This is a genomic window from Streptomyces sp. NPDC051921, assembly GCF_040680975.1.
Lineage (GTDB): Bacteria > Actinomycetota > Actinomycetes > Streptomycetales > Streptomycetaceae > Streptomyces.
On the sequence record NZ_JBFAXU010000022.1, the window covers coordinates 147,715 to 172,470 of the forward strand.

General features: G+C 73.2%; 18 protein-coding genes. 11 read left to right on the forward strand and 7 right to left on the reverse strand.

Going from position 1 to position 24,756, the window contains the following annotated elements; translation table 11 throughout:
- The first annotated feature begins 45 nt into the window (after window positions 1–45).
- Window positions 46–1,812: an ABC transporter ATP-binding protein gene (locus AB0M16_RS27200; protein WP_365347355.1), complete on the forward strand. Its 1,767-nt coding sequence runs from the start codon at window positions 46–48 to the stop codon at window positions 1,810–1,812.
- Between the two features lie 188 nt (window positions 1,813–2,000).
- Here the strand turns inward: AB0M16_RS27200 and AB0M16_RS27205 are convergent, their stop codons facing one another.
- On the reverse strand, window positions 2,001–2,207 hold the full coding sequence (locus tag AB0M16_RS27205) for a hypothetical protein (RefSeq protein ID WP_365347357.1): 207 nt from the start codon (window positions 2,205–2,207) through the stop codon (window positions 2,001–2,003).
- Window positions 2,208–2,287: 80 nt separating this feature from the next.
- Between AB0M16_RS27205 and AB0M16_RS27210 the strand changes: the two genes are divergently transcribed.
- The 4 genes from AB0M16_RS27210 (at window position 2,288) to AB0M16_RS27225 (ending at window position 7,201) form a co-directional block, all read left to right on the forward strand.
- Window positions 2,288–3,496, forward strand: coding sequence for a bifunctional adenosylcobinamide kinase/adenosylcobinamide-phosphate guanylyltransferase (locus tag AB0M16_RS27210; protein ID WP_365347359.1), 1,209 nt, complete (start codon window positions 2,288–2,290; stop codon window positions 3,494–3,496).
- A 49-nt stretch (window positions 3,497–3,545) separates the two neighbouring features.
- A complete protein-coding gene (gene cobT / locus AB0M16_RS27215; protein ID WP_365347361.1) occupies window positions 3,546–4,628 on the forward strand; it encodes a nicotinate-nucleotide--dimethylbenzimidazole phosphoribosyltransferase in 1,083 nt (360 codons plus the stop codon).
- Window positions 4,629–4,724: 96 nt separating this feature from the next.
- Window positions 4,725–6,485: a phosphatidylglycerol lysyltransferase domain-containing protein gene (locus AB0M16_RS27220; protein WP_365347363.1), complete on the forward strand. Its 1,761-nt coding sequence runs from the start codon at window positions 4,725–4,727 to the stop codon at window positions 6,483–6,485.
- Window positions 6,482–7,201, forward strand: a complete 720-nt coding sequence (locus tag AB0M16_RS27225) for a hypothetical protein (RefSeq protein WP_365347365.1) — start codon at window positions 6,482–6,484, stop codon at window positions 7,199–7,201. The genes AB0M16_RS27220 and AB0M16_RS27225 overlap by 4 nt, the downstream gene beginning before the upstream one ends.
- Here the strand turns inward: AB0M16_RS27225 and AB0M16_RS27230 are convergent.
- Window positions 7,141–7,905 carry a hypothetical protein gene (locus AB0M16_RS27230; RefSeq protein WP_365347367.1) on the reverse strand — a complete coding sequence of 255 codons (765 nt, stop codon included), beginning with the start codon at window positions 7,903–7,905 and terminating at the stop codon, window positions 7,141–7,143. The genes AB0M16_RS27225 and AB0M16_RS27230 overlap by 61 nt on opposite strands.
- Before the next feature lie 87 nt (window positions 7,906–7,992).
- Here AB0M16_RS27230 and cobS point away from each other — a divergent pair, with 87 nt between their 5' ends.
- A complete protein-coding gene (gene cobS, locus AB0M16_RS27235; RefSeq protein WP_365347369.1) occupies window positions 7,993–8,757 on the forward strand; it encodes an adenosylcobinamide-GDP ribazoletransferase in 765 nt (254 codons plus the stop codon).
- Window positions 8,758–8,798: 41 nt separating this feature from the next.
- On the opposite strand, the gene AB0M16_RS27240 is transcribed toward cobS, so the two are convergent.
- The 5 genes from AB0M16_RS27240 to AB0M16_RS27260 are packed head-to-tail and all read right to left on the reverse strand — an operon-like array spanning window position 8,799 to window position 15,492.
- Window positions 8,799–9,584, reverse strand: coding sequence for an endo alpha-1,4 polygalactosaminidase (locus AB0M16_RS27240; protein ID WP_365347371.1), 786 nt, complete (start codon window positions 9,582–9,584; stop codon window positions 8,799–8,801).
- Complete coding sequence (locus AB0M16_RS27245) at window positions 9,581–10,198, reverse strand: spherulation-specific family 4 protein (protein WP_365347373.1); 618 nt, start codon at window positions 10,196–10,198, stop codon at window positions 9,581–9,583. Before AB0M16_RS27245 ends, AB0M16_RS27240 begins: the two co-directional genes overlap by 4 nt.
- Window positions 10,199–10,208: 10 nt before the next feature.
- Window positions 10,209–11,786, reverse strand: coding sequence for a hypothetical protein (locus tag AB0M16_RS27250; RefSeq protein ID WP_365347375.1), 1,578 nt, complete (start codon window positions 11,784–11,786; stop codon window positions 10,209–10,211).
- Window positions 11,783–13,297: a GT4 family glycosyltransferase PelF gene (gene pelF, locus AB0M16_RS27255; protein WP_365347377.1), complete on the reverse strand. Its 1,515-nt coding sequence runs from the start codon at window positions 13,295–13,297 to the stop codon at window positions 11,783–11,785. Before pelF ends, AB0M16_RS27250 begins: the two co-directional genes overlap by 4 nt.
- Window positions 13,298–13,326: 29 nt before the next feature.
- Window positions 13,327–15,492, reverse strand: a complete 2,166-nt coding sequence (locus tag AB0M16_RS27260; protein ID WP_365347379.1) for a hypothetical protein — start codon at window positions 15,490–15,492, stop codon at window positions 13,327–13,329.
- Between the two features lie 304 nt (window positions 15,493–15,796).
- Between AB0M16_RS27260 and AB0M16_RS27265 the strand changes: the two genes are divergently transcribed.
- The 5 genes from AB0M16_RS27265 (at window position 15,797) to aceE (ending at window position 24,614) form a co-directional block, all read left to right on the forward strand.
- Window positions 15,797–17,305, forward strand: coding sequence for a leucyl aminopeptidase (locus tag AB0M16_RS27265; RefSeq protein WP_365347381.1), 1,509 nt, complete (start codon window positions 15,797–15,799; stop codon window positions 17,303–17,305).
- A gap of 302 nt (window positions 17,306–17,607) precedes the next feature.
- Window positions 17,608–18,996, forward strand: a complete 1,389-nt coding sequence (lpdA, locus tag AB0M16_RS27270; protein WP_365347383.1) for a dihydrolipoyl dehydrogenase — start codon at window positions 17,608–17,610, stop codon at window positions 18,994–18,996.
- A gap of 60 nt (window positions 18,997–19,056) precedes the next feature.
- Window positions 19,057–20,823 (forward strand): 2-oxoglutarate dehydrogenase, E2 component, dihydrolipoamide succinyltransferase, encoded by a 1,767-nt coding sequence (gene sucB / locus AB0M16_RS27275; protein WP_365347385.1) that lies wholly within the window; start codon window positions 19,057–19,059, stop codon window positions 20,821–20,823.
- Between the two features lie 133 nt (window positions 20,824–20,956).
- Window positions 20,957–21,580: a GntR family transcriptional regulator gene (locus AB0M16_RS27280; protein WP_365347387.1), complete on the forward strand. Its 624-nt coding sequence runs from the start codon at window positions 20,957–20,959 to the stop codon at window positions 21,578–21,580.
- Between the two features lie 319 nt (window positions 21,581–21,899).
- Entirely contained in the window at window positions 21,900–24,614 is a 2,715-nt protein-coding gene (gene aceE, locus AB0M16_RS27285; protein ID WP_365347389.1) for a pyruvate dehydrogenase (acetyl-transferring), homodimeric type, read from the forward strand.
- Window positions 24,615–24,756: the final 142 nt, after the last annotated feature.

Genomic DNA, 24,756 nt, shown 5'->3' on the forward strand with positions numbered 1-24,756 from the left:
CTTCCGCCGGTCAGGTGATCGCGGGCCTTTCGCGTCCTGACCGGTGTGACCACCCCCCTCGCACCCCCTGCCGCCCCCGCCGTACCCGCCCGTCAGGTGTGGCGCGCCCTCTACGCCCACTTCCGGCCACACCGGGCCGCGGTCGCCCTGGGGGCGGTGCTCGCCCTGGTCGGCGCGGCGAGCGGGCTCGCGCAGCCGCTCGCCGCGAAGGCGCTGGTGGACCGGCTCGGCCACGACGAGCCGATCGCCGCGATCCTGCTGGTCCTGACGGGACTGGTCGTCTTCGGCACGGCCGTCGAGGCGCTCGGTTCGTACGTCCTGGAGCGGACCGCCGAGTCGGTGGTGCTCGCGGCCCGGCGCTCGCTGATCGGGCGGCTGCTGCGGCTGCGGCTGCCGGAGGTCGAGAAGACCCAGCCCGGCGATCTGATGTCCCGGATCACCTCCGACACCACCCTGCTCCGGGCGGTCACCACCCAGTCCGTCGTGTCGGCGGCGACCGGCGGGCTCTCCTTCGTGGCGACGCTCGTCCTCATGGGCTTCATGGACCCGGTCCTGCTCGGCGTCACGGTCGGCGTGATCGTGCTGATCGGCGGGGCCGTCGCCGTCCTCATGCCGCGGATCGCGGCGGCGACCCGGCGCTCGCAGGAGGCCGTCGGCGAGATCTCCACGGTCCTGGAGCGGGCCTTCGGGGCGTTCCGGACGATCAAGGCGTCGGGCGCGGAGGCGCGGGAGACGGGCGTCGTCGACGCGGCGGCGCGGGAGGCGTGGCGGCACGGCGTGAAGTCGGCCAAGTGGCAGTCGCTCGCGGGTTCCTCGATCGGGCTCGCCGTCCAGGTGTCGTTCCTGGCCGTCCTCGGCATCGGCGGCGCGCGGGTCGCGTCCGGGGCGACCACGGTCTCGTCGCTGATCGCCTTCCTCCTCTTCCTCTTCTACCTGATCGAGCCGATCTCCAAGCTGGTGGAGGCGGCGACGCAGTTCCAGGTGGGTTCGGCGGCGGTGGCGCGGATCCTGGAGGCCGAGGCGCTGGAGGTCGAGGAGCCGGGCGACGGGGTGGCGGCCCCGCCGGACCGCGGGCCGGCGTCCGTCGTCTTCGACGACGTCTCCTTCCGGTACCGCGACGGCCTTCCGGACGTGCACCGGGGCGTGTCCTTCGAGGTGCCCGGGCGGGGGATGACGGCCTTCGTGGGGCCGTCGGGGGCCGGCAAGACGACCCTGTTCGGGCTCGTCGAGCGCTTCTACGAGGCGACCGGCGGCCGGGTCCTGGTCGACGGCCGTGACGTACGGGACTGGTCTCTGGCCGAGCTGCGGGCCTCCATCGGTTACGTGGAGCAGGACGCGCCCGTCCTGTCCGGCACGCTCCGCGAGAACCTCACCTTCGCCGCGCCGGACGCGAGCGAGGAGGACATCCGGCAGGTGCTCGTGCGGGCCCGGCTCGACGCGCTCGTGGAGCGGCTGCCGGAGGGCCTGGAGACCGTGGTCGGCCACCGCGGCTCCAAGCTGTCGGGCGGCGAGCGGCAGCGGGTCGCCATCGCGCGGGCGCTGCTGCGCAGGCCGCGGCTGCTGCTGCTCGACGAGGCGACCTCGCAGCTGGACGCGGTGAACGAGCTGGCGCTGCGGGACGTGGTGGCGGAGGTGGCGCGCGAGACGACGGTCCTCGTCGTGGCGCACCGGCTGTCGACGGTGACGCTCGCGGACCGGATCGTCGTGATGGAGGCGGGCCGGGTGCGCGCGATCGGGACCCACGCGGAGCTGGTGGAGGGCGACGCGCTCTACGGGGAGCTGGCGGCGACGCAGTTCCTGGCGACGGCCTGAGCGGGGGGCCGCGCCACCGCGCGGAGACTCCGCGAGGCAGGCAGGGGCCGGCAGGCAGCGCGAACGGTCCCGGAAGGCCGTACCGGCGGACGGCGGGGGCGGGCGTGCGCGGGGGGGTGCGGGGCGGGCGTGCGCGCGGTGGGGGCGGGTCCCGCGCCGGGCGGGCCCGCACCCACCGCCGCCCCCGACTATCCCTCCGCGTCCAGCGGCATCGGGCCGTAGATCTTCGCGCCGTCCTCCGACAGGGTCACCTGGTCCGCGCCGCCGTCGAGGAGGTCGCGCCAGTGTTCACCGATCCAGGACTCCGCGTCGCCCTGGGTGCTGAACTCCTCCGGGGTCACCGACGGCGTGACCTCGGTGCCGTCGGACTTCTCGAACCGCCACGTCCATGCCATGTCAGCCTCCGGATGATCGGTTTCCTGCCCGCAGCGTAGCCGGGCGCGCACCCCTTGCGGTGACGCGGGAGGATCTAGGGGTGGAACTGACTCTGCTCGGCACCGGCGCACCCCTCGGACTCCCCCGCCCCGACTGCCCCTGCGCCGTGTGCGCGGTGTCCCGCGGGGAGCGGGCGCGGGCCGCGACCTCGCTGCTCGTGGACGGGGCCCTGCTGCTCGATCTGACCCCGGGGGCCGCGCTGGCCGCCGCCCGTTCGGGGCATTCGCTGGTCGGCGTGCGGCAGGTGCTGCTCACGCATCCGCACGACGGACCGGCCGTGGAGATGCCGGCGGGGCTGCCCACCGCGGGGCGGGTGCCGGACGGACGGGAGTTGACGCTGATCAGCGGTCACCGGGTGCGGGCGGTGGCGATGGACTCGCCGGGGACCGGGTACGAGGTGACCTCGGTGGACGGTGAGCGGCTGCTGTACCTGCCGCCCGGTGGCGCGGCGGCCGGTCTGACGGAGAACCACCGGGCGGCGGCGCCGTACGACATGGTGGTGGCCGATGTGACGGGACGGCCGGACGGGCTGGCCCGGCTCCGGGCGACGGGGGCGGTGGGGGCGAGCACCGAGGTCATCGCGGTGCATCTGGACCACGACGCCCCGGCGGGGGCGGAGCTCGACCGCCGGCTCGCGGCGGCGGGGGCGCGGGCGGTGCCGGACGGGACGACGCTGTACGTCGGCGAGTACCACGCGGTACCGGAGGTCCCGCGGCGGACCCTCGTGACGGGCGGGGCCCGGTCGGGGAAGTCGGTGGAGGCCGAGCGACGCCTGGAGACGGTCCCCGAGGTGCTGTACGTGGCGACGGGCGGCACGCGCGAGGGCGACCCGGAGTGGGCGCGGCGGGTGACGCTGCACCGGGACCGGCGGCCGGGGTCGTGGCGGACGGAGGAGACCTGCGACCTCGTGCCGCTGCTGCGGGAGGACGGACCCGCGCTCCTGATCGACTGTCTGTCGCTGTGGCTGACGGACGCCATGGACCGGGTCGGCGCCTGGGACGACGAGACCTGGGCGAAGGGCGGGCAGGAGGCCCTGGCCGAGCGGGTCGCCGAACTGGTCGCCGCGGTGCGGGAGACGGCCCGTACGGTCGTGGCGGTGACCAACGAGGTGGGCTCGGGCGTGGTGCCCGCGACGGCGGCGGGGCGGCGCTTCCGCGACGAGCTCGGGCGGCTGAACGCGGCGTTCGGCGACGAGTGCGAGCAGGTGCTCCTCGTGGTGGCGGGTCAGGCGCTGGTGCTGCGCGGGTAGGGTGCGAACACATGCCCCACGACCGATGACGTCCTAGGCGGAACCAACCTTGAACCTCGACGACTTCTCCGATCTGATCGAGCGCCCCGACGGGGGGATACGGCGTGACGCCGAGGAGCGCAGGGAGCGGCTCGCCGTGCGGCCCGGCGCGCTCGGCCGGCTCGACGAGCTGGGCGAGTGGCTGTCGGCGGCCCAGGGCCAGGTCCCGGTGCGCCCGGTCGAGCAGCCGAAGGTGGTGCTGTTCGCGGGCGACCACGGGGTGGCCTCGCTGGGTGTGTCCGGGCGGTCCGCGGGCGGTGCGTACGAGCTGGTGCGCGGGGTGCTGGACGGGGCGAGCCCCCTCGCGGTGCTCGCGCGGGCCCAGCAGGTGCCGGTCCGGGTCGTGGACGCGGGTCTGGACTGCGATCCGGAGCTGCTCCCGGCGGAGGTGACGCGGCGTCGGGTGCGGCGCGGCACGGGGCGGATCGACGTCGAGGACGCGCTGACCGCCGACGAGGCCCGGGCGGCTCTGGAACTCGGGATCGCGGTCGCCGACGAGGAGGCCGACTCGGGGACCGATCTGGTGGTGCTCGGCGATCTGAGCGTGGGGGGTACGACTCCCGCGTCCACGCTGATCGCGGCGCTGTGCGGGACGGACGCCTCGGTGGTGACGGGCCGGGGCGGGGCCGGGATCGACGATCTGGCGTGGATGCGCAAGTGCGCGGCGGTCCGGGACGCGCTGCGCCGGGCCCGGCCGGTCCTGGGCGACCAGGTGGAGCTGCTGGCGGCGGTGGGCGGCGCGGACCTGGCGGCGACGACCGGGTTCCTGCTGCAGGCCTCGGTGCGCCGGATGCCGGTGATCCTGGACGGCGTGGTGGGCGCGGCCTGCGCGCTGGTGGCGCAGCGGGCGGCGTTCCGGGCGCCGGACTGGTGGCTGGCGGGTCAGGTGAGCGGGGAGCCGGCGCAGGCGAAGGCGCTGGACCGGATGGCGCTCAACCCTCTGCTGGACCACGGCGTCACTGTGGGCGAGGGGACCGGGGCGCTGCTCGCGCTCCCGCTCGTCCGGGCCGCCGCCGCCCTGGCGGCGGAGCTGCCGGAACGGACCGCCTCGGACGCCGTGGTCGACGACGCGGAGCCCGGCGCGGAGGACTGAGCCGACGGTCGACCGGGGTGTGTCCGGCCCGCCACGCGGGCACGGGCGCACCTCACGCGAGGCCATGCCGAACGGTGCCCCATATGATCGCTTTTCATGGGAGAGGTCCGTTTGTCCAGCGAAGGAGCGCCCCGGAGCACGGTCCGAACGCGGCGCAGCGCCGCGTTCGCCGTCTGGTATCTGCGGGTCGTCACGTTCATCAATTTCCTGAGCGCGGTGTGGGTGTCGTTCGGCAATGACCTGCGCCGGCACAACGAGGACAACTACTTCACCCCGTACCTGCTCACCGCCGGCTTCGCCTCCGGTGTCTTCACCCTCTTCCTGGCGATCACCATGCGCCGCCGCAAGCGGGCCGCCTGGATCCTGAACTTCGTGCTCAGCGGGCTCTTCCTGCTGCTGTTCGCGCTGGTGATGATCTTCCCGGAGATCCGGCAGCACGCCCAGAACTGGATCTCGCTGGTCCTGACGGCCGCCTTCTTCGTGGCGCTGCTGCTCGGCCGCAAGGAGTTCTACGCGAAGGGCGACCGCTCCAACCCGCTGGCCGCGACCGTCGTCGCGATCGGCGGACTGCTCGTCACCTCGCTGCTCGCCGCCGCCCTGGTCACCGTCACCAACACGGCGACCGCCCCCTCGACCTTCCTGGAGCGCTGGAGGTACGGCGTGATGCGGCTGATCACGCTCGCCACCGACGACTCCCGCTTCCCCGCCATCAGCACCCCCGGCTGGGTCGACGTCGTCATCAACGTCATGTCGACGCTGCTGCTCTTCGCGGTGCTGTTCGCCGCCTTCCGCGCGCGCCGGGCCGTCGACCCGCTCACCGAGGAGGACGAGGACAAGCTGCGGACGCTGCTCGACAAGCAGGGAGACCGGGACTCGCTCGGCTACTTCGCGCTGCGCCGCGAGAAGAGCGTCGTCTGGTCCCCCAGCGAGAAGGCGGCCATCGCGTACCGGGTGGTCGGCGGCGTCTCGCTGGCCTCCGGCGACCCGATCGGCGACCCCGAGGCGTGGCCCGGCGCGATCGAGCCGTGGCTGGCCGAGGCGCGGGAGCACGGCTGGATCCCGGCGGTGATGGGCGCGAGCGAGGAGGCGGGCCAGATCTACGCCCGGCACGGGCTCGACGCCCTGGAGCTGGGCGACGAGGCGATCGTGGAGACCGACGAGTTCACCCTCGACGGGCGCGCCATGCGCACCGTCCGGCAGGCCTTCAACCGGGTCAAGCGGGCCGGCTACGAGGTCCGCATCCGGCGCCACGAGGACATCCCGTCCGACGAGATGGACGAGCTGCTCCGCAAGGCCGACGACTGGCGCGACGGCGCCACCGAGCGCGGCTTCTCGATGGCGCTCGGGCGGCTCGGCGACCCCAGGGACGGGCGCTGCGTGATGTTGGAGTGCACCGACGAGTCGGGCGAGCTGCGGGCGCTGCTGTCCTTCGTGCCGTGGGGTCCCAAGGGGCTCTCGCTCGACCTGATGCGCCGGGACCGGGACTCCGAGAACGGCCTGATGGAGTTCATGGTCATCGAGCTGCTGCAGCGGGCGAAGGAGATCGGGATCACTCAGGTCTCGCTGAACTTCGCGATGTTCCGCTCCGTCTTCGAACGCGGCTCGAAGCTCGGGGCGGGACCCGTGCTGCGCATGTGGCGTTCACTGCTCAGTTTCTTCTCCCGCTGGTGGCAGATCGAGTCGCTGTACCGCGCCAACGCCAAGTACCGACCGATCTGGGAGCCCCGATTCATGCTCTTCGAGAAGAGCGCCGACCTGCTGCGCATCGGCCTCGCCGCCGGCCGCGCCGAGGGCTTCCTGGAGGCCCCCGGGCTGCCGAAGTGGATGCACCGCAGACATCTGGAGGGCCGGCGTTGAGCCCTTCGGTGAAGGGCTTCGCCCGGCGCGAGTGGGGCCCGCTCCACAGCACCGTGCGGACCGCCCTGGCCACCCGGAAGTGGCGGGCCGTCCCGATGACACTGGCCGCGGTGTGCCTCACCTCGGTGTTCCAGATCGTGCAGAACCAGGACTGGGGCTACCAGCCGGTGCAGGACATCGGCTCCGTGCGGGCCGAGGACCCGCTGGTGCTCGCCCTGCTCCGCACCCCGCTGTCCCTGTTCGTACCGGCGCTCGACCTGCCGGTGTGGGGGGCGCTCGCGCAGGTCCTGCTGGTGTTCGGGATCGCCGAGATCTGCCTGGGCCGGTGGCGGACGTTGGCCCTGGCGTACGTGGCGACGCTCGCGGGCACGCTGTACGCCCGGGTGGGCATCGCGCTCGGCCCCGACAACCCGCTGGGGCTGCCCGGCACCGACGCGCAGGTCGTCGACACCGGCCCGTCGGCGGCCGTGGTCGGCCTCGCCGTCTACGTGTGCTGGCGCTACGGGGCCCGCTGGACCGGGGCCCTGGTGATCGTCGCGATGGTGGTCGAGGTGCTGATCAAGAACAACCTGGCCGGCAAGGAGCACCTGGCCGCCATCGCCGCGGTCCTCGCCGTCATCGCCGTGCAGGAGTGGCGGGAGCGACGCGGGCGGGGTCAGTGCGGCGCCGATCCGCGCCCGGGGACGCGCTCCTGGAAGCCGCCGATCAGGTCCTGAGCCCTCCGGCGCACCCGGACCCAGCGCTTGTCGTGCCGGTACGTGCGGATCCGGGAGCGGGCCCGGGCCCGGTGCCGCCGGGTGTAGAGGTGCCGGGACCACCAGGAGCCGGGGCGGGCCAGGCGGACGGCGCCGACGATCGCGACGAAGGGGATCAGGCAGCCGAGCACGGCCATCCGGAACTTCCCCTTGAACAGGGTGACCAGCACGAGGACGAAGTTGAGCACCAGGGTGAGGATGAACGTCGCCCGGTCCTGCTTCTCCTCGGCCGACATGTCGTTCACCCCGAGCGGCGAGAAGCCGGCGAGCGCCAGCAGCACCAGGGCGGCGGTCAGGACGACGACCTCGACGCTCTTGCGGCCGTCGTCCGACCAGTAGACGTCGTCGAGGTGCAGGATCAGCGCGAACTCGTCGAGCACGAGTCCGGCGCCGATCCCGAAGACCACGGCGAAGACGGCCGCGCCGACGCCGTGCCGCCCGCTGCCGACCGCCCCGAACCCGCCGAGGACGGTGAGCACCACGCCCGGCACCACGTGGTGGATGTGCACCCCGCCCGAGGAGACGTTCCGGAAGGGGCCTTTGCCCGCCCGGATGAGCCGGGTGACGGTCCGGGTGACGACGAAGGTAAGCACGAACGAGGTCAGGGCGAGGAACGTCGGGAGCTTCCCGGGTTCGATGATGTTGCGCGAGAACCAGTGACCCATGCCATCCTCTGACGATCGGTCCGCTTTGATCGGTTTCAAGACGTTATCGACAATCTAGCGTTCGTGACGAGGCATTACCCTTCGCGGATGGACGGCCTGCGTTTCGCCTTCGGCACCCTCACCGTGATCCCCGCGCGCATCACCCGCTGGGACCGCGACGCGGCGCGCGCCGGGATGCTCTGGGCGCCGCTCGCGGGCCTCGTCGTCGGCCTGTTCGCGGCCGCGGTCGGCGGGGTGTTCCTGCTGCTCGGCTCGGGCCCGCTGCTCGCCGCCGTCCTCACGGTCGCCGTCCCCGCCCTGCTGACCCGCGGCCTGCATCTCGACGGCCTCGCCGACACCGCCGACGGCCTCGGCAGCGCGAAGCCCGCCGAGGACGCGCTGCGCATCATGAAGCAGTCGGACATCGGCCCCTTCGGCGTGATCACCCTGCTCTTCGTGCTCCTGGCGCAGGTCGCCGCCCTCCACCACCTCTACGGCCAGGGCTGGGCCCAGGGCGCGGTGGCCGCCGCCCTCGCCGCCACGGTCGCCCGCCTCGCCCTCACCCACGCGTCCCGCCACGGCGTCCCGGCCGCCCGCCCCGAGGGCCTCGGCGCGATCGTCGCCGCCACCGTCCCGCTCCGCGCCGCCGCCCTGACGACCGCCGCGGTCCTCGCCCTGTGCGCCGCGTCCGGCGTCCTCTTCTCCGGGTACGACGCCCTCCGCCACCTCCTGGCGGCCCTCGTCGCCCTCGGCACGGCCGAACTGCTGCTCCGCCGCTGCGTGCGGCGCTTCGGCGGGGTGACGGGCGACGTCTTCGGCGCGGTCGAGGAGACCGCGGCGACGGCGGCGCTGATCACGCTGACGCTGGGCTAGGCAGGCCTGGGCCCGTTCGACCCTGATCCGCCGGGCTGGACCTAGCAGGCCCGGCGCCACGCCCCCAGTTCGTACGCCTTCCGCATCGAGCTGAGGCCCAGCTCGCGGGTCCGGGGGCAGAACTCGTGGGGATCCAGCTCGTATTCGACGTGGAAGACCGCCTTGCCTGCGCGCACGAAGGGGGTGAGCCGGTCGCACTCCGCGTACTCGGCGCACTGTTCGTTGACGGCGAAGTCGAAGTCGGGGAGGAGCTGGGGGATCTGGTCGAGGTCGTTCTTCAGGGCGACGGCGAGGCCGCGGTCGTGGGCCAGGCGGGCGACGAGGCGGTTGTAGCGGAGCTGGTCCGCGGGGGTGAGGGGGAAGCCGGTCTCGTTCTGGTACCCGTCCATGTTGTCGGGCTCGACCGCGTCGAAGCCCTTGGCGCGGCACATGTCGAGGCGGGCGGCCATCAGCGGGGCGAGGAGGTCGGTGCGGCGGATGTCGAGCCAGCGTTCACCGGGCCAGCCGTTGCTCCTGCCCAGCAGGGAGCCGGGGAACTTCGCGGCGTCCGGCCGGAAGTCCTCCCACGCGCCGGTGGAGACGTAGCAGATGACCTTGCGGCCGCGCCGGTGCAGGTCGGCGACGGTCGCGGCGGTGTGGTCGAAGCCGTCGATGTCGTAGACGGGCACGTCCACCGCGGGGTCCAGCCTGCCGCTGAGCTGCCACTGCCAGGCGAGGCCCGGACCGGGCCTCCAGCGGGGGGCCGGCGGCACGGGGTCGGCGGGCGGCGGGGCCGTCGTGCAGGCCGCGAGCAGCAGCAGGGCCAGGAGGGGCAGGAGGCGTCTCACCGGGCGGGCTCCAGGGTGTGCGGAAGCGTGCCCCAGGGGTGCGCCCCGGTGCCGGGGACCGCGCAGTGCACCGGGGTGACCGGCCGCGCGTCGACGGGGGCCGCGTAGACGAGGTGGCAGTAGTGGTCGGCGACCGGCAGGTCCAGGCCCCGGTAGGAGTCCCACGGACCCTCGAAGGTGACGAGGAGGTCGGCCAGCGCCTCGTAGCCGGGGGCCGGGTGGGCCCCGTGGTTGAGGACGAGGGTGCGCGAGCCGGCGGCCCGCGCGGACACCGCGAGCCGGCGGTAGTGCGGCAGCGCGTCCGGCGCGGTCGGCACCTGGTCGAGGAACGCGCCGTCGGCCCCGTACCAGTCGCGGTGCCGGACCAGGTCGGCGACGACCTCGGCATGCGGGCGGCGCCCGTAGTCGGTGTCCGCGTAGCCGAGGACCCGCACCCCGGCGGCCCGCAGCCGGGCCGCGACCTCGGCGAACGCGGGGTCGGGGGCCGGGCCCGCGCCGCTCGCCGGGTTCAGGACGACGCCGTAGAGGGAGGGGGCCGCCGCGACGACGGCGGCCCAGTCCTCGGGGCGGTCGGCGGGATGCTCGTAGAACGGCACGAGGAGGGAGGAGTTCACGGTCCGGCCCCTAGAAGCGGTGGGCGGTCGGTCGTACCAGCAGAACACAGGTCAGCACGCACAGCACCGCCGCCGCCACGCCCGCCGCGACCGGACCCGTGGCCGGGGCGAGCGCCTGGGCGACGGCGGCCAGCAGGCACACCACGGCCGCGCTCGACACTGCGCCGAAGGCCTGGAGCAGCAGCCCCAGCCACAGCACGGCGCCGACGAGCAGCAGCGAGCCGACCCGTCCGGCGGACACCGCGGCGGCGCCGGGCCACAGGAGCGCGGCGGTCACCGTGAGGACGCCCAGCACGGCGAGGTAGCCGCCGAGGCAGCGGGCGAGCATGCCGGTGACGGCCCGCCGGAACTCGTACGCCGACGTCAGGAGCCGCAGCCGGGTCAGGCTCGCGCCGCGGAAACGGTGCAGCAGCCACTCGGCCGGGCCCATGGAGAGGCTCAGAGCGATGACCGCGTCGGCCCCCGCGTACAGCACGAGCAGCCCGCTGCCCAGACCGAACAGGCCGTACGGCAGGGAGTGCGCGAACGGCGGTCCGCCGCGGCCCCGGGTGCTCCGGCCGAGTCCCGGGCGCAGCACGAGCGCCGCGAAGACCGTGCTGGCCGTGAGCGAGAGGAGCAGCAGCGCGACGCGCAGGGCTTCCGGCAGGTCGTGACGGAACGCGGGGACGACGCCCGCGAGCGGCAGCAGGCTGACCAGCAGGGCCCGTTCGCGCCCGAGGACGAGCAGGACGGTGGCCGCGGCCAGGTACAGCGCCTGTCCCGCGCCGAACAGCGCGGCCGGGCGCTCCCCCGGCCCCGCGGCGACGGCCGCCACGGCCGCCCCGGCGAGCGCGCCCGCCGGGGCTCCGGTGAGCAGGGCCCGGACGGCGGCCGGGCGGTCGCCGAGTCCGAGCCAGGTGTAGGCGCGATGCGCCAGCGACTGGTTCCACACCCAGCCGGTGACCGCCCCCGCGAAGAGCGGCACGGTCCCGGGCGGCAGCCCGTACCGGCCCGGTCCGCCGGCCAGCAGCGGCGCCCCGAGCACGTACGCGAGCCCGGGCAGCGCGAAGACCAGCCCGCGCAGCAGACACCCGGCGAGCCCGGTGTGCCAGGGCCCGGCGGGCGGGGCCTCCGGGGCCGGGTGGCGGCGCTCGGTGCGGGCGTAGAGGTCCTCGGCCAGGGCGAAGGAGTCGGCACGGTCGTAGGTGAGCCGGATGTGATCGTCCGTCATGCCGTCGGACTCGAGGATCGCCGCTATCTCGTCGGGGTGCACGGCGACGGCGGCGAGGGCGTCGAGCCGGTCGGCGAGCTCGTCCAGGGGGTCGGGGGCGAGTGCGTCGGCGGGCGGGGCGCCCGCGGCGGGCCCGGCGGCCGCCGCCACCGCGAGCGCCGACCCGGCGGGGCGCGGGCCACGGCCCTGCGGGCAGCCCGCGGGGCGTGCCTCCGCCTGGCGGCCCCGGGCGGGCGGACCGGAGGGCGCGGGGCGGCCGGGTTGCGCGGCGGGGGTGACGCCCTGTCCCACCGTCCGCCGCGCCGTGGCACGTTGGCGCGGGATCGCCGGGAGGGAGTCGCCGGTGGTGCCGGGCTTCAGCCAGAGGGATCCGCTCATGTCCAGGCTCCTGCGGCCAGTTCGGTGCGCCAGGGGTCGGTCAGGCGGACGGTCCAGTCGTCCGGTTCGGCGGGCGCGGCGGTCGGCCGGCCGGCGAGTTCCAGGTAGATGCGGCGGAAGCCGTCGACCGAGCGGTGCAGGGTGAAGCGGTCGACGACCCGCTGGCGGGCGCGGCGGGCGAGGTCGGCGCGGCGGGCGTGGTCGCGGAGGAGTTCGGTGGTGGCGGCGGCCATGACGGCCGGTTCGCGGGGCGGGACGACGAGTCCGGTGTCGCCGACGGCCTCGCGGACACCGCCGACGTCGGTGGAGACGGTGGCCCGGCCGCAGGACATGGACTCGATCAGGGAGAAGGGGAAGCCCTCGCTGATGGAGGAGAGCATGACGACGTTTCCGGAGGCGTAGGCGCCGGCGACGTCGGAGGTGCGGCCCTCGAAGGTGACGCCGTCGGTGACGCCGAGTTCGGCGGCGAGCTTCTCCAGGCGGGTGCGGTAGTCCTCGTTGCCGGCCGGGACCGGGCCGAAGAGGCGCAGGCGCAGCTCGGGGAGTTCGGCCCGGCAGATGGCGTAGGCCCGGACGAGGGTCTCCAGGTCCTTGATGGGGTCGACCCGGCCCACCCAGCTGAGCGTGGGGGTCTCGGGCTCGGGTCCGGCCCAGGGGAAGGCGGCGGGGTCGACGCCGTTGTAGACGGTGCGGATGCGGGCGGTGGGTGCGCCGCCGCGCTCCTCCCAGCGCCGGTTGTACCGGTTGCACGGGGTGATGAGGTCGGCCTTGCGGTAGCCGAGGGAGTTGAGCTCCCGGTAGAAGCCGAGCAGCAGGGACTTCACGGGGAAGCGCTGGGCCTCGGTGCGGTAGCCGAGGTAGCGCTCGCGCAGGTAGATGCCGTGTTCGGTGAGCAGGAAGGGCACCCCTTCGAAGTGCTGGGCGGCGAGCGCCGGCAGGGTGGCGAGTCCGCTGGAGACGGCGTGCGCGACGCGGTCGCCGGATATCCGGGCGGCGAGCGGGCGCAGCGCGTGTTCGAGCAGGTCGGTGGCGGTGAGGGCGTCGTGGACGGTGGGCCGGGCCGCGGCCGTCGGCAGGTGCGGCATGGTCCAGATCCACATCAGGGAGCGGAGCACCCGCTCGGTGCGGAGGGCGGCGGTGAGCCGTCCGGCGCGGGCGTGCGCGGCGAGTTCGTAGAGGCTCTCGCCGAAGTCGCAGCCCGCGGAGGGATCGAGGATGGCGAGCAGGAAGCGCTCGTAGGTGTCGAGGAAGCGGCGGCGGGCGGCGCCGCGCGGGGCCGTCCTGGCCCGCTCGGGGGCGGCGCCCCAGAGCGGGTAGGAGGTGTGCGCGGTGAGGTTCGGCGGCAGTTCCCAGGTGACGGGTTCGCGGCCGCTGCCGGTGAGGGCGAGGACGTGGAAGTCGACCTCGGGCATGCCCCGGATCAGCTGGTCGCACCAGGTGCTGACGCCGCCGTGGACGTGCGGATAGGTGCCTTCGGTGAGCATGGTGACGTGGCGGCCACTGCTCGGCATGTGCGTTCCCCCCGGACGGAACGTGCTGGTCAGGTGGTCGGGAGCTTGAGCGTGATCCCGCTCTGGAGCAGTTCGGGCGTGGTCCAGGCCGAACGGCTTCCCGCGTAGGACGTGCCGAACGCGGCGGTGCCGAGGAGCAGTTGCTTGCGGGTGCCCTCGGGGGCGGTGAGCGGGACGGCGACGCCGGACGGTGCCTTGACGGTGACGGTACCGCCGATCCGGTAGGCGGTGACCTGGCCGGCGGCGAGCGCCTCCTCCCAGGCGGCGCGGCGGTTCAGCTCGGTGCCGACGTCCTTCTGACGCGGGTTCACCAGCGGGGTGTTGTCGGCGAACAGCTCCCGGTAGTCGGCGAGGACCTTGTCGAGGACGGGGTAGAGGAGGCGTTCCTCGGCGAGGTTGGACTGGTGCACGTAGTGGGGTCGCGGGTCGTTGCCCATCACGTGGGTGAGGGCGGTGCGGGCCTCGCGCGGGGCGATGTACGCGGCGTAGCCGGTGGCGGTGTCGAGGGGCGCGGGCAGGCAGGTGGAGACCGGGTTGTTCTCGCAGATGCCGCTGCCGCCGTCGGCGCGCGAGGTGTAGATCCAGTTGTACTCGTCGGTCATCTCGGCGGCGGTGCCCACGTTGTAGTACACGTTCATGGGGTGCCGGGGTACGGTCCGGGCGGCGCCGGAGCCGGTGCCGACGGAGCGCTGGGCCGGTTCGCGGGAGTTGTCGCTCGCGGTCCACCTGACGCCGTTGTCGGCGAGGGCGCCGGCGAGGTTGGGGTTGTCGACGGGCTGCTGCGGCAGGGTCTTCAGACCGGAGTGCTCGCCGGTGACGAGCTCGCTGCGGTCGACGGAGATGCCCTTGCCGAGCGCCCAGTTGAGGTTGTCGCGGATCTGCGCGGAGATCTCGGACCTGCTGACCCACTGGGTGGCCCCTGCGGCGGTCTTGGCACAGCTCCAGGGAACGGTGGCGGCGTCCTGGACGCAGCCGAGGAAGGGGTGGGTGTAGGTGTGGTTGATCCACCGGTACTGGGCGCGGTCGGCGATCAGCCGGGCGGCGAGCGGGTCGCTGCCCCCGTGCTCGGTCTTCCACTGCTCGCCCTGGCCGCCGTTGTAGACCATGTCGAGGAGGAAGCCGGAGGACTTCTGCCAGGCGGCGGCGTACACGGCGTCGGCGGCGGTCATCCGGACCGGGTTCTCGGCCTCTCCGTCGCCGCCGGGGCAGTCGAGGTCGCCGGGGGTGCAGTTGCGGACGGTGTCCCAGCGGGCGTCGGGGGCGAAGACGTCGTCGACGTGGACGGAGAGGTAGTTGCGGCTCTGGCCGAGGTGGACGCCCTGGGTGAGCCATTCGACGATGCCGCGGGCGAGCGCCCGGAACTGGCGCTGGTACGGGTTGTAGGCGAAGGTGACGACGAGTTCGCGGCGCCCGTCGTGGGCGTACTCGCCGATGAGGCTGACCCGGCCGCCGTCCGCGGCGGGCATGTCGAGGTAGCTGGTGTAACCGGCCCGGGGGCGGCCCGCGTAGCCGTAGCTCTCGGAGACGTCCGGGGCGTTGTCCTCGAAGGTCACCGGGCCCCTGAGGTCACGGAAGGGCCCGGCCTGGCCGGCGGGCGTGACGTAGGCGCGGGCGCCGTCGAGGACGCCGGACCAGCCGCCGTCGGAGGTGTAGTCGAGGCCGACGCCGGGGTGCGCCCAGGTGTAGGCGTCGACCTGCGGGATGCCGAAGGTCTTCTCGTACGCGACGAGGGCGGTCTGCTCGGCGGAGTCGGGGCCGAAGACCGCCTCGTGCGGCAGGACGACGCCCTGGTACCGGGCGCGGGGCCGACCGTCGACCGTGTCGCTGAGGAAGGCCGGCGTGAGGACCGGGCGGTTCGCGTCGTTCAGGTCGAGCGTGCGGTACGGGATGCCGGAGCCGGTCAGCTCGGCGGTGATCGCCCGGACCGCGCTGCCGCCGTCGTCGACGACGAGCACGGCGAGGTCGACCCGCGGGGTCGGCTCGGCGGCGGCCGTGTGCGCGGAGGGGACGACGGTGGCGAGCAGCCCGGCGGCGGCCAGCGCGGCGAGCCGGGCGGCCCGGGGCGCTCGGGCGGCGCGGGGCCTGCGGGCGGCCCGGGCGGTACGGGTCTGCGGCGCGGTGCCGGAAGTGGTCGCGGCGTCGGCGGCGGAGGTGCGGGCGGCGGTTCTGGGCGTGCGGAAGTGGCCGGAATCCATCGTTGGGTGTCCCCCCTCGGCAGGCCCGCCGGAACGTCGGGACCTGCGAGTTGTCGCAGCTGGGGCGAAGGACGGATGCGCCGCCCTCGCACGGTTGAGGCGAGTGTGAAACGAGCCCGCCGGACCCGCGAGGTAAACCCGGCAGAGACACCACGGATGAGTGAATCAGCGCCGCCGTGAGCGAAGGCAGCGAGCGAGCGTAGGCTCGTTACCGGCGCTCATCGGGCCGAAATACGATGCGGCGGGCACGGTCGGCCCATCCCTCGACCGCCACAGAACTCAACGGAAGCGAGAAATCACCACCGTGACTGCTCTCACTCTCAGCACTGCCGGAGCGGCGACGCTGCGCGCCGACGCCCTGGTCGTCGGCGTCGCGAAGTCGGGCAAGGCGCTCGTCGTCGCCCCGGGCGCAGAGGCCGTCGACCAGGCCTTCGACGGCGGGCTGGCCGCTGTCCTGGAGACTCTGGGTGCCTCCGGCTCCGAGGGTGAGGCGACCAAGCTGCCCTCCCCCGCCGGCCTCAAGGCCCCCGTCGTCGTCGCCGTCGGTCTCGGCTCCGCCCCCGAGGACGGCGAGGCGTACGGCACCGAGGCGCTCCGCCGCGCCGCCGGCACCGCCGCCCGGGTCCTGACCGGCTCGAAGAAGGCCGCCTTCGCCCTCCCCGTGGCCTCCGCCGAGGCCGTCGGCGCCGTCGCCGAGGGCGCGCTGCTCGGCGCGTACGCCTACACCGCGTACCAGGAGAACGGCCAGGGCGCCAAGAAGCCGCTGGCCGACGTCGCCCTCCTCGGGGCCAAGCCGCGCGACAAGGCCCACAAGGCCGCCGCCGAGCGCGCGCTCGCCGTCGCGGAGGAGATCAACCGCGCCCGCGACCTGATCAACATGCCGCCGAACGACCTGTACCCGGCCACCTTCGCCGCCGCCGTGCAGACCGCCGGCAAGGAGCACGGCCTCAAGGTCCAGGTGCTCGACGAGAAGGCGCTCGCCAAGGGCGGCTACGGCGGCATCCTGGGCGTGGGCATGGGCGCGACCCACCAGCCGCGCCTCGTCCGCGTCGCCTACACGCACCCGAAGGCGGAGAAGACCCTGGCCCTGGTCGGCAAGGGCATCACCTACGACTCGGGCGGCATCTCCCTGAAGCCGGCCGGCCACAACGAGACGATGAAGTGCGACATGAGCGGTGCCGCCGCCGTGTTCGCCACCGTCGTGTCCGCCGCCCGCCTGGGCCTCGCCGTCAACGTCACCGGCTGGCTCGCCCTGGCCGAGAACATGCCGTCCGGCAACGCGCTGCGCCCCGGCGACGTGCTGCGCATGTACAGCGGCAAGACCGTCGAGGTCCTCAACACGGACGCCGAGGGCCGGCTGGTCCTCGCGGACGCGCTGACCAAGGCCTCGGAGGAGCACCCGGACGCGATCGTCGACGTGGCCACCCTGACCGGTGCCATGGTCCTGGCGCTGGGCAACCGCACCTTCGGCATCATGGCCAACGACGACGCCTACCGCACCGCGATCCACGAGATCGCCGAGGAGGTCGGCGAGCAGTCCTGGCCGATGCCGCTCCCCGCGGACCTGCGCAAGGGCATGGACTCCCCCACCGCCGACATGGCCAACATGGGCGAGCGCATGGGCGGCGGCCTGGTCGCCGGTCTGTTCCTGCAGGAGTTCGTGGGCGAGGGCATCACCTGGGCCCACCTGGACATCGCGGGCCCGGCCTTCCACGAGGGCGCCCCGTACGGCTACACCCCGAAGGGCGGCACCGGCTCCTCGGTGCGCACCCTGGTGCGCCTGGCGGAGCTGACCGCCGAGGGCGAGATCTGAGCGGATCCCGACCGGGACCCCTCCGTCACACGATCGCGCAAGGCCCCGGGCAGCCCGCCCGGGGCCTTGCCCGTTCGCCGACGACGAAATCCGTAGGTTCGTACGCCCGCGTTACCCGTCCGTACGGACGATCGGCCGGTCTCATCCACCGGCCCCGCGTCCCGCCGTCCGGCAACAAGTGCGAAGATGGGTTCTCGGCAGGACAGGGCCCCCACCACAGGGCCGAAGAAAATGCGGCCGGAACCAGCCGCCGCCCGGTCAGGGAAGACCGGCGACGAGCGCACATGCATGGAGGACGTGACGTGGCGAACGACGCCAGCACCGTTTTCGACCTAGTGATCCTCGGCGGCGGTAGCGGCGGTTACGCCGCGGCGCTGCGCGGAGCGCAGCTGGGCCTGGACGTCGCACTGATCGAGAAGAACAAGCTCGGCGGCACCTGCCTGCACAACGGCTGCATCCCGACGAAGGCCCTGCTCCACGCCGGCGAGGTCGCCGACCAGGCGCGCGAGGCGGAGCAGTTCGGTGTCAAGGCCTCCTTCGAGGGCATCGACATCAAGGCCGTGCACAAGTACAAGGACGACGTGATCTCGGGCCTGTACAAGGGTCTGCAGGGTCTGGTCGCCTCCCGCAAGGTGACGTACATCGAGGGCACCGGCCACCTGTCCTCCCCCACCTCCGTCGACGTGGACGGGCGTCGCGTCGAGGGCCGTCACGTCCTCCTCGCCACCGGTTCCGTGCCGAAGTCGCTGCCGGGTCTGGAGATCGACGGCAACCGCATCATCTCCTCGGACCACGCGCTGACCCTGGACCGGGTCCCGGAGTCCGCGATCATCCTCGGTGGCGGCGTCATCGGCGTCGAGTTCGCCTCGGCGTGGAAGTCCTTCGGCACCGACGTCACGGTCATCGAGGGCCTGAAGCACCTCGTGCCGGTCGAGGACGAGAACAGCTCCAAGCTGCTGGAGCGCGCGTTCCGCAAGCGCGGCATCAAGTTCAACCTGGGCACCTTCTTCCAGTCCGCCGAGTACACCGAGAACGGCGTCAAGGTCACCCTGGCGGACGGCAAGACCTTCGAGGCCGAGGTGCTGCTCGTCGCCATCGGCCGCGGCCCGGTCTCGGCCGGTCTCGGCTACGAGGAGCAGGGCGTCGCGATGGACCGCGGCTACGTCCTCGTCGACGAGTACATGCGCACCAACGTGCCCACGATCTCCGCGGTCGGCGACCTCGTCCCGACGCTCCAGCTCGCGCACGTCGGCTTCGCCGAGGGCATCCTCGTGGCGGAGCGGCTCGCGGGTCTCAAGCCCGTCCCGATCGACTACGACGGCGTGCCGCGGGTGACGTACTGCCACCCGGAGGTCGCCTCCGTCGGCATCACCGAGGCCAAGGCCAAGGAGATCTACGGCGCGGACAAGGTCGTCGCCCTCAAGTACAACCTCGCGGGCAACGGCAAGAGCAAGATCCTCAAGACCGCGGGCGAGATCAAGCTCGTCCAGGTCAAGGACGGTGCCGTGGTCGGCGTCCACATGGTCGGTGACCGCATGGGCGAGCAGGTCGGCGAAGCGCAGCTGATCTACAACTGGGAGGCGCTGCCGGCCGAGGTCGCGCAGCTCATCCACGCCCACCCGACGCAGAACGAGGCGCTCGGCGAGGCCCACCTGGCCCTGGCCGGCAAGCCTCTGCACTCCCACGACTGACGCTCACGTCACACGGGCGCGACGACCACTTTCCGCAATTCGTTAGGAGCAACTGAAACCATGTCGGTTTCCGTAACCCTGCCGGCGCTCGGCGAGAGCGTCACCGAGGGCACCGTCACCCGCTGGCTCAAGGCCGAGGGTGAGCGTGTCGAGGCCGACGAGCCGCTGCTCGAGGTCTCGACCGACAAGGTCGACACCGAGATCCCCGCCCCCGCCTCGGGCATCCTGGCCTCCATCAAGGTCGCCGAGGACGAGACGGTCGAGGTCGGCGCCGAGCTGGCCATCATCGACGACGGCACCGGCGCCCCGGCCGCGGCTCCGGCCCCGGCCGCCGAGCCCGCCGCCGCTCCGGCCCCGGCCGCCGCCCCGGCGCCGGTCGCCGAGGCCCCCGCCGCCCCGGCCCCCGCCGCCGAGGCCCCGGCCGCTCCGGCCGCCCCGGCCGGTGGCGCCACCGGCACGGACGTCGTGCTGCCCGCGCTGGGCGAGTCCGTCACCGAGGGCACCGTGACCCGCTGGCTGAAGTCGGTCGGCGAGACCGTCGAGGCCGACGAGCCGCTGCTCGAGGTCTCCACGGACAAGGTCGACACCGAGATCCCCGCCCCGGCCTCCGGTGTGCTGCTCGAGATCGTCGTCGGCGAGGACGAGACCGCCGAGGTCGGTGCCAAGCTGGCCGTCATCGGCGCCGCCGGTGCCGCTCCGGCCGCCGCCCCGGCCCCGGCCGCCCCGGCCCCCGCCGCGGCTCCGGCCCCGGCCGCCCCCGCCGCTCCGGCGCCCGCGCCCGCCCCGGCCGCCCCGGCCGCCCCGGTCGCCGCTCCGGCTCCGGCCGCCCCGGCCGCTCCGGTCGCCGCCCCGGCCCCGGTCACCCCGGCTCCGGCCGCTCCCGCCGCCGCACAGCCGGCGGAGGACGGTGCCTACGTGACCCCGCTGGTCCGCAAGCTCGCCACCGAGAACGGTGTCGACCTGGCGACCGTCAAGGGCTCCGGCGTCGGCGGTCGTATCCGCAAGCAGGACGTCCTCGCGGCCGCCGAGGCCAAGAAGGCCGCCGCTGCCGCCCCCGTCGCCGCCCCGGCCGCCGCCCCGAAGACCCCCGCCCTGGAGGTCTCCCCGCTGCGTGGCCAGACGGTCAAGATGACCCGCATGCGCAAGGTCATCGGCGACAACATGATGAAGGCGCTGCACGGCCAGGCCCAGCTGTCCTCGGTCGTCGAGGTCGACATCACCAAGCTGATGAAGCTGCGTGCCCGCGCCAAGGACGCGTTCGCCGCCCGCGAGGGCGTCAAGCTCTCCCCGATGCCGTTCTTCGTGAAGGCGGCGGCCCAGGCGCTGAAGGCCCACCCGGTCATCAACGCCCGGATCAACGAGGACGAGGGCACCATCACGTACTTCGACTCGGAGAACATCGGCATCGCCGTGGACTCCGAGAAGGGTCTGATGACGCCGGTCATCAAGGGTGCGGGCGACCTGAACATCGCCGGCATCTCCAAGGCCACGGCCGAGCTGGCCGGCAAGGTCCGCGCCAGCAAGATCACGCCGGACGAGCTGTCCGGTGCGACCTTCACGATCAGCAACACCGGCTCGCGCGGCGCGCTCTTCGACACGATCATCGTGCCGCCGAACCAGGTCGCCATCCTGGGCATCGGTGCCACGGTCAAGCGTCCGGCCGTCATCGAGACCGCCGAGGGCACCGTCATCGGCGTCCGCGACATGACCTACCTGACGCTGTCGTACGACCACCGCCTGGTGGACGGCGCCGACGCCGCCCGCTACCTGACGGCCGTCAAGGCGATCCTGGAGGCCGGCGAGTTCGAGGTCGACCTCGGTCTGTAGGTCGGACAGCGGGGCACGCGGCCGAAAGGCAACGTAACAAGCCTCACCTGCGGCGCCCCCGCCCGGATGTGTTTCCGGGCGGGGGCGCCGCCGTATTGTCTAAGTGTCCAGTGACTCCTAAGGAGCGGCCCCCATGACCATGCCCGTCGTCCATTCGCTGCGCGAGCAGATCCGCGAGCACATCGTGGAGGGCATCGTCAGCGGCCGCTGGAAGCCGGGCGAGCGCATCGTGGAGCGACGGATCGCGACGGAGCTGGAGGTCTCGCAGACCCCGGTCCGGGAGGCGCTGCGCGAACTGGAGTCGCTGCGGCTGATCGAATCGGCGCCCAACAAGGGCGTCCGGGTGCGCAATCTGACGGCCGCGGACCTGGAGGAGAGCTATCCCGTCCGTGCCGGACTGGAGCAGATCGCGGCGGAGTTGGCGGCGGGCCGGCTCGCCGCGGACTGCTCGGCCCTGGAGCCGCACGTGGCGGCCCTGTACGAGGCGGACGCGGCCTCGGACGGCACGGCGCAGGTGCGGCACACGGTGGCCTTCCACCGGGAGCTGGTGAAGGCGGCCGGCAACAGCGTGCTGCTGCACACCTGGGAGGGCCTGGGCATCGAGGTCTTCACGGCGCTGTCGATCCGCTGGCTGGGCACCGTGCAGAAGTCGTACGCGGAGGAGCACGAGGAGCTCGTGGAGGCGTTCCGCCGGGGCGACCCGAACATCGGGGCACTCGTGAAGGCGCACGTGCTGGGGTGCGCGCCGAGGGCGTGATCCGGCCACCGGAGCGCCGGCGGAGTCCGGAGCAGTCACATGAGCGGGTCTGTGTCGAACAGGCCCGCTCATTCGTGCGTCCCGGCTCTCAACCGCTCTGCCACCTGCATCGATCCTTCGAAAACAAGGCACCGGGTGCCCGGTTTCGCGGCACCCTGTGCCGACTTTCTCGTTCCGGGCAAGTTTTTCGCTTCAACACTTTGATCGATCATCGATCGGCGGCTTACAGTCTTCGGCGGGCCGCACCCCGGCCCTTCGCCCTGTCCTGCCAGACAAGGCCCCTTTATCTCCACCCCCACCTGTCCGGAAGGCGGCGATCATGACCGATCCCGTAGGCAAGATTCCGAGCGAGCTCGACCAGCTCCCGGACCGTGACACCGAGGAGACCGCCGAGTGGGCGGCCTCCCTCGACGCCGTCACCAAGGCCGCCGGCCCGCACCGGGCCGCCTACCTGATGCGCCGCACGCTCCAGCACGCCGAGGGCGCGGGCCTGGCCCTCCCGAAGCTGCTGGAGACGGACTACGTCAACACCATCCCCACCTCCGCCGAGCCGTCGATCGCCGAGTTCGGCGGCGACGAGGAGATGGAGCGCAGGATCACCGCGTGGAACCGCTGGAACGCGGCCGCGATGGTCACCCGCGGCTCCAAGCACGGCGTCGGCGGCCACATCGCCACCTTCGCCTCCGCGGCCTGGCTCTACGAGACCGGCTTCAACCACTTCTTCAAGGGCAAGGAGTCCGGCGAGGCCGCCGGCTCCGGCGACCAGCTGTACATCCAGGGCCACGCCTCCCCCGGCATCTACGCCCGCGCCTTCCTCGACGGCCGCCTGAACGAGTCGCACCTCGACAACTTCCGGCAGGAGTCCGGCGGCAACGGCCTGCCCTCCTACCCGCACCCGCGGCGCCTCCCCTGGCTGTGGGAGTTCCCCACCGTCTCCATGGGTCTCGGCCCGCTCTCCGCGATCTACCAGGCGCGCTTCAACCGCTACCTGACCAACCGCGGCATCAAGGACGTCTCCTCCTCGCACGTCTGGGCCTTCCTGGGCGACGGCGAGATGGACGAGCCCGAGTCGACGGCGGCCCTCGCACTGGCCGCCCGCGAGGGTCTGGACAACCTGACCTTCGTCATCAACTGCAACCTGCAGCGCCTCGACGGCCCGGTCCGCGCCAACTTCAAGATCGTGCAGGAGCTGGAGGCCCAGTTCCGCGGCGCCGGCTGGAACGTGGTCAAGTCCCTGTGGGGCAACGCCTGGGACGAGCTGTTCGCACTCGACACCACCGGCGCCCTGGTCCGCCGCCTCCGCGAGGTACCGGACGCGCAGGTCCAGACGTACCAGACCCGCGACGCCGCCTACATCCGCGAGGACTTCTTCGGCAAGGACCCGGCGCTCGTCGAGATGGCGAAGCTGCTGTCCGACGACAAGATCCTCGAGTGCTTCCACCTCTCCCGTGGTGGCCACGAGCCGCGCAAGGTGTACGCCGCCTACAAGGCCGCCCTGGAGTTCAAGGGCGCGCCGACGGTGATCCTGGCGCAGACGGTCAAGGGCTTCACCCTGGGCGAGGGCTTCGCGTCGAAGAACGCGAACCACCAGATGAAGAAGCTGACGTCGGACGAGTTCAAGACCATGCGGGACCTGCTGGACCTGCCGATCTCGGACGCCCAGTTCGTCGACGGCGTGGTCCCTTACGGCCACCCGGGTGCCGACTCCCCCGAGGTCCGCTACCTCCAGGAGCGCCGCGCGGCCCTCGGCGGCCCCGCCCCGGCCCGCCGCGTGCACCCGCTCGCGCCGCTGCCGGCCCCGGCCGAGAAGGCCTTCGCCGCCTTCGACAAGGGCTCCGGCTCGCAGTCCGTCGCCACCACGATGGCCTTCGTCCGCCTGGTCAAGGACCTGGTCCGCGACAAGGAGACCGGCAAGCGCTGGGTCCCGATCGTCCCGGACGAGGCCCGTACCTTCGGTATGGAGTCCCTCTTCCCCTCGCTCGGCATCTACTCGCCGAAGGGGCAGACGTACGAGCCGGTCGACCGCGACCAGCTGATGTACTACAAGGAGGCCGTCAACGGCCAGATCCTGAACGAGGGCATCACCGAGGCCGGCTCCATGGCCGACTTCATCGCCGCGTCCACCGCGTACGCGACGCACGGCGAGGCGATGATCCCGTTCTACATCTTCTACTCGATGTTCGGCTGGCAGCGGACCGCCGACCAGATGTGGCAGCTCGGCGACCAGCTCGGCCGCGGCTTCCTCGTCGGCGCCACCGCCGGCCGCACCACCCTGACCGGTGAGGGCCTGCAGCACGCCGACGGCCACTCCCCCGTCATCGCGGCCACCAACCCGGCGGCGCTGACCTACGACCCGGCGTTCGCCTACGAGGTCGCGGCCATCGTCAAGGAGGGCCTGCGCCGCATGTACGGCGAGGCGGCCGAGGGCGAGGACCAGAACGTCTTCTACTACCTCACCGTCTACAACGAGCCCATGCCGCAGCCCGCCAAGCCGGCCGGGGTCGACGAGGGCATCATCAAGGGCCTGTACCGCTTCAACACGGCCGAGTCCGCCGGCCTGGAGCTGCCCGCGAACGCCACCCGCATCCAGCTGCTCTCCTCCGGCACGGCCATCCACTGGGCCCTGGAGGCGCAGAAGCTGCTCGCCGCCGAGTGGGGCGTGGCCGCCGACGTGTGGTCCGCCACCTCCTGGACCGAGCTGCGCCGTGACGCGCTGGAGGCCGACGCGGCCCTGCTGCGCGGCGAGGAGCGCGTCCCGTACATCCGCCAGGCCCTGGAGGGCGTGGAGTCCCCGGTCCTCGCCGTCTCGGACTACATGCGCCAGGTCCCGGACCAGATCGCGCAGTGGGTCGAGCAGGACTACACCTCGCTGGGCGCCGACGGCTTCGGTCTCTCGGACACCCGCGAGGCCGCCCGCCGCCACTTCGGCATCGACGCCCAGTCGATCGTCGTGGCCGCCCTCGCCCAGCTCGCCCGCCGCGGCGAGGTCCAGGCGTCGGCCGTGAAGGAGGCGCGGGAGCGCTACGGCCTGTAAGGCCGGATCCGACCGGGCCGAGGGGCCGCGACCGTACGCGCGTACGGTGCCGGGCGCAGCACCACCAGGCCGCTACGCCACGTGGGGTAGTGCAACTGCCCCCGTGCCCCCAACGCCCTAAATCGGGATAGCCGTCGGGAGG

Excerpts from the sequence above, each read along its gene's own strand:
- AB0M16_RS27250 (WP_365347375.1), bottom strand. The coding sequence starts at position 11,786 with ATGAGCGGATCCCTCTGGCTGAAGCCCGGCACCACCGGCGACTCCCTC.
- AB0M16_RS27260 (WP_365347379.1), bottom strand. The coding sequence starts at position 15,492 with ATGGATTCCGGCCACTTCCGCACGCCCAGAACCGCCGCCCGCACCTCC.
- AB0M16_RS27205 (WP_365347357.1), bottom strand. The coding sequence starts at position 2,207 with ATGGCATGGACGTGGCGGTTCGAGAAGTCCGACGGCACCGAGGTCACG.
- AB0M16_RS27230 (WP_365347367.1), bottom strand. The coding sequence starts at position 7,905 with ATGGGTCACTGGTTCTCGCGCAACATCATCGAACCCGGGAAGCTCCCG.
- aceE (WP_365347389.1), top strand. The coding sequence starts at position 21,900 with ATGACCGATCCCGTAGGCAAGATTCCGAGCGAGCTCGACCAGCTCCCG.
- sucB (WP_365347385.1), top strand. The coding sequence starts at position 19,057 with ATGTCGGTTTCCGTAACCCTGCCGGCGCTCGGCGAGAGCGTCACCGAG.
- cobS (WP_365347369.1), top strand. The coding sequence starts at position 7,993 with ATGGACGGCCTGCGTTTCGCCTTCGGCACCCTCACCGTGATCCCCGCG.
- AB0M16_RS27280 (WP_365347387.1), top strand. The coding sequence starts at position 20,957 with ATGACCATGCCCGTCGTCCATTCGCTGCGCGAGCAGATCCGCGAGCAC.
- AB0M16_RS27220 (WP_365347363.1), top strand. The coding sequence starts at position 4,725 with ATGGGAGAGGTCCGTTTGTCCAGCGAAGGAGCGCCCCGGAGCACGGTC.
- pelF (WP_365347377.1), bottom strand. The coding sequence starts at position 13,297 with ATGCCGAGCAGTGGCCGCCACGTCACCATGCTCACCGAAGGCACCTAT.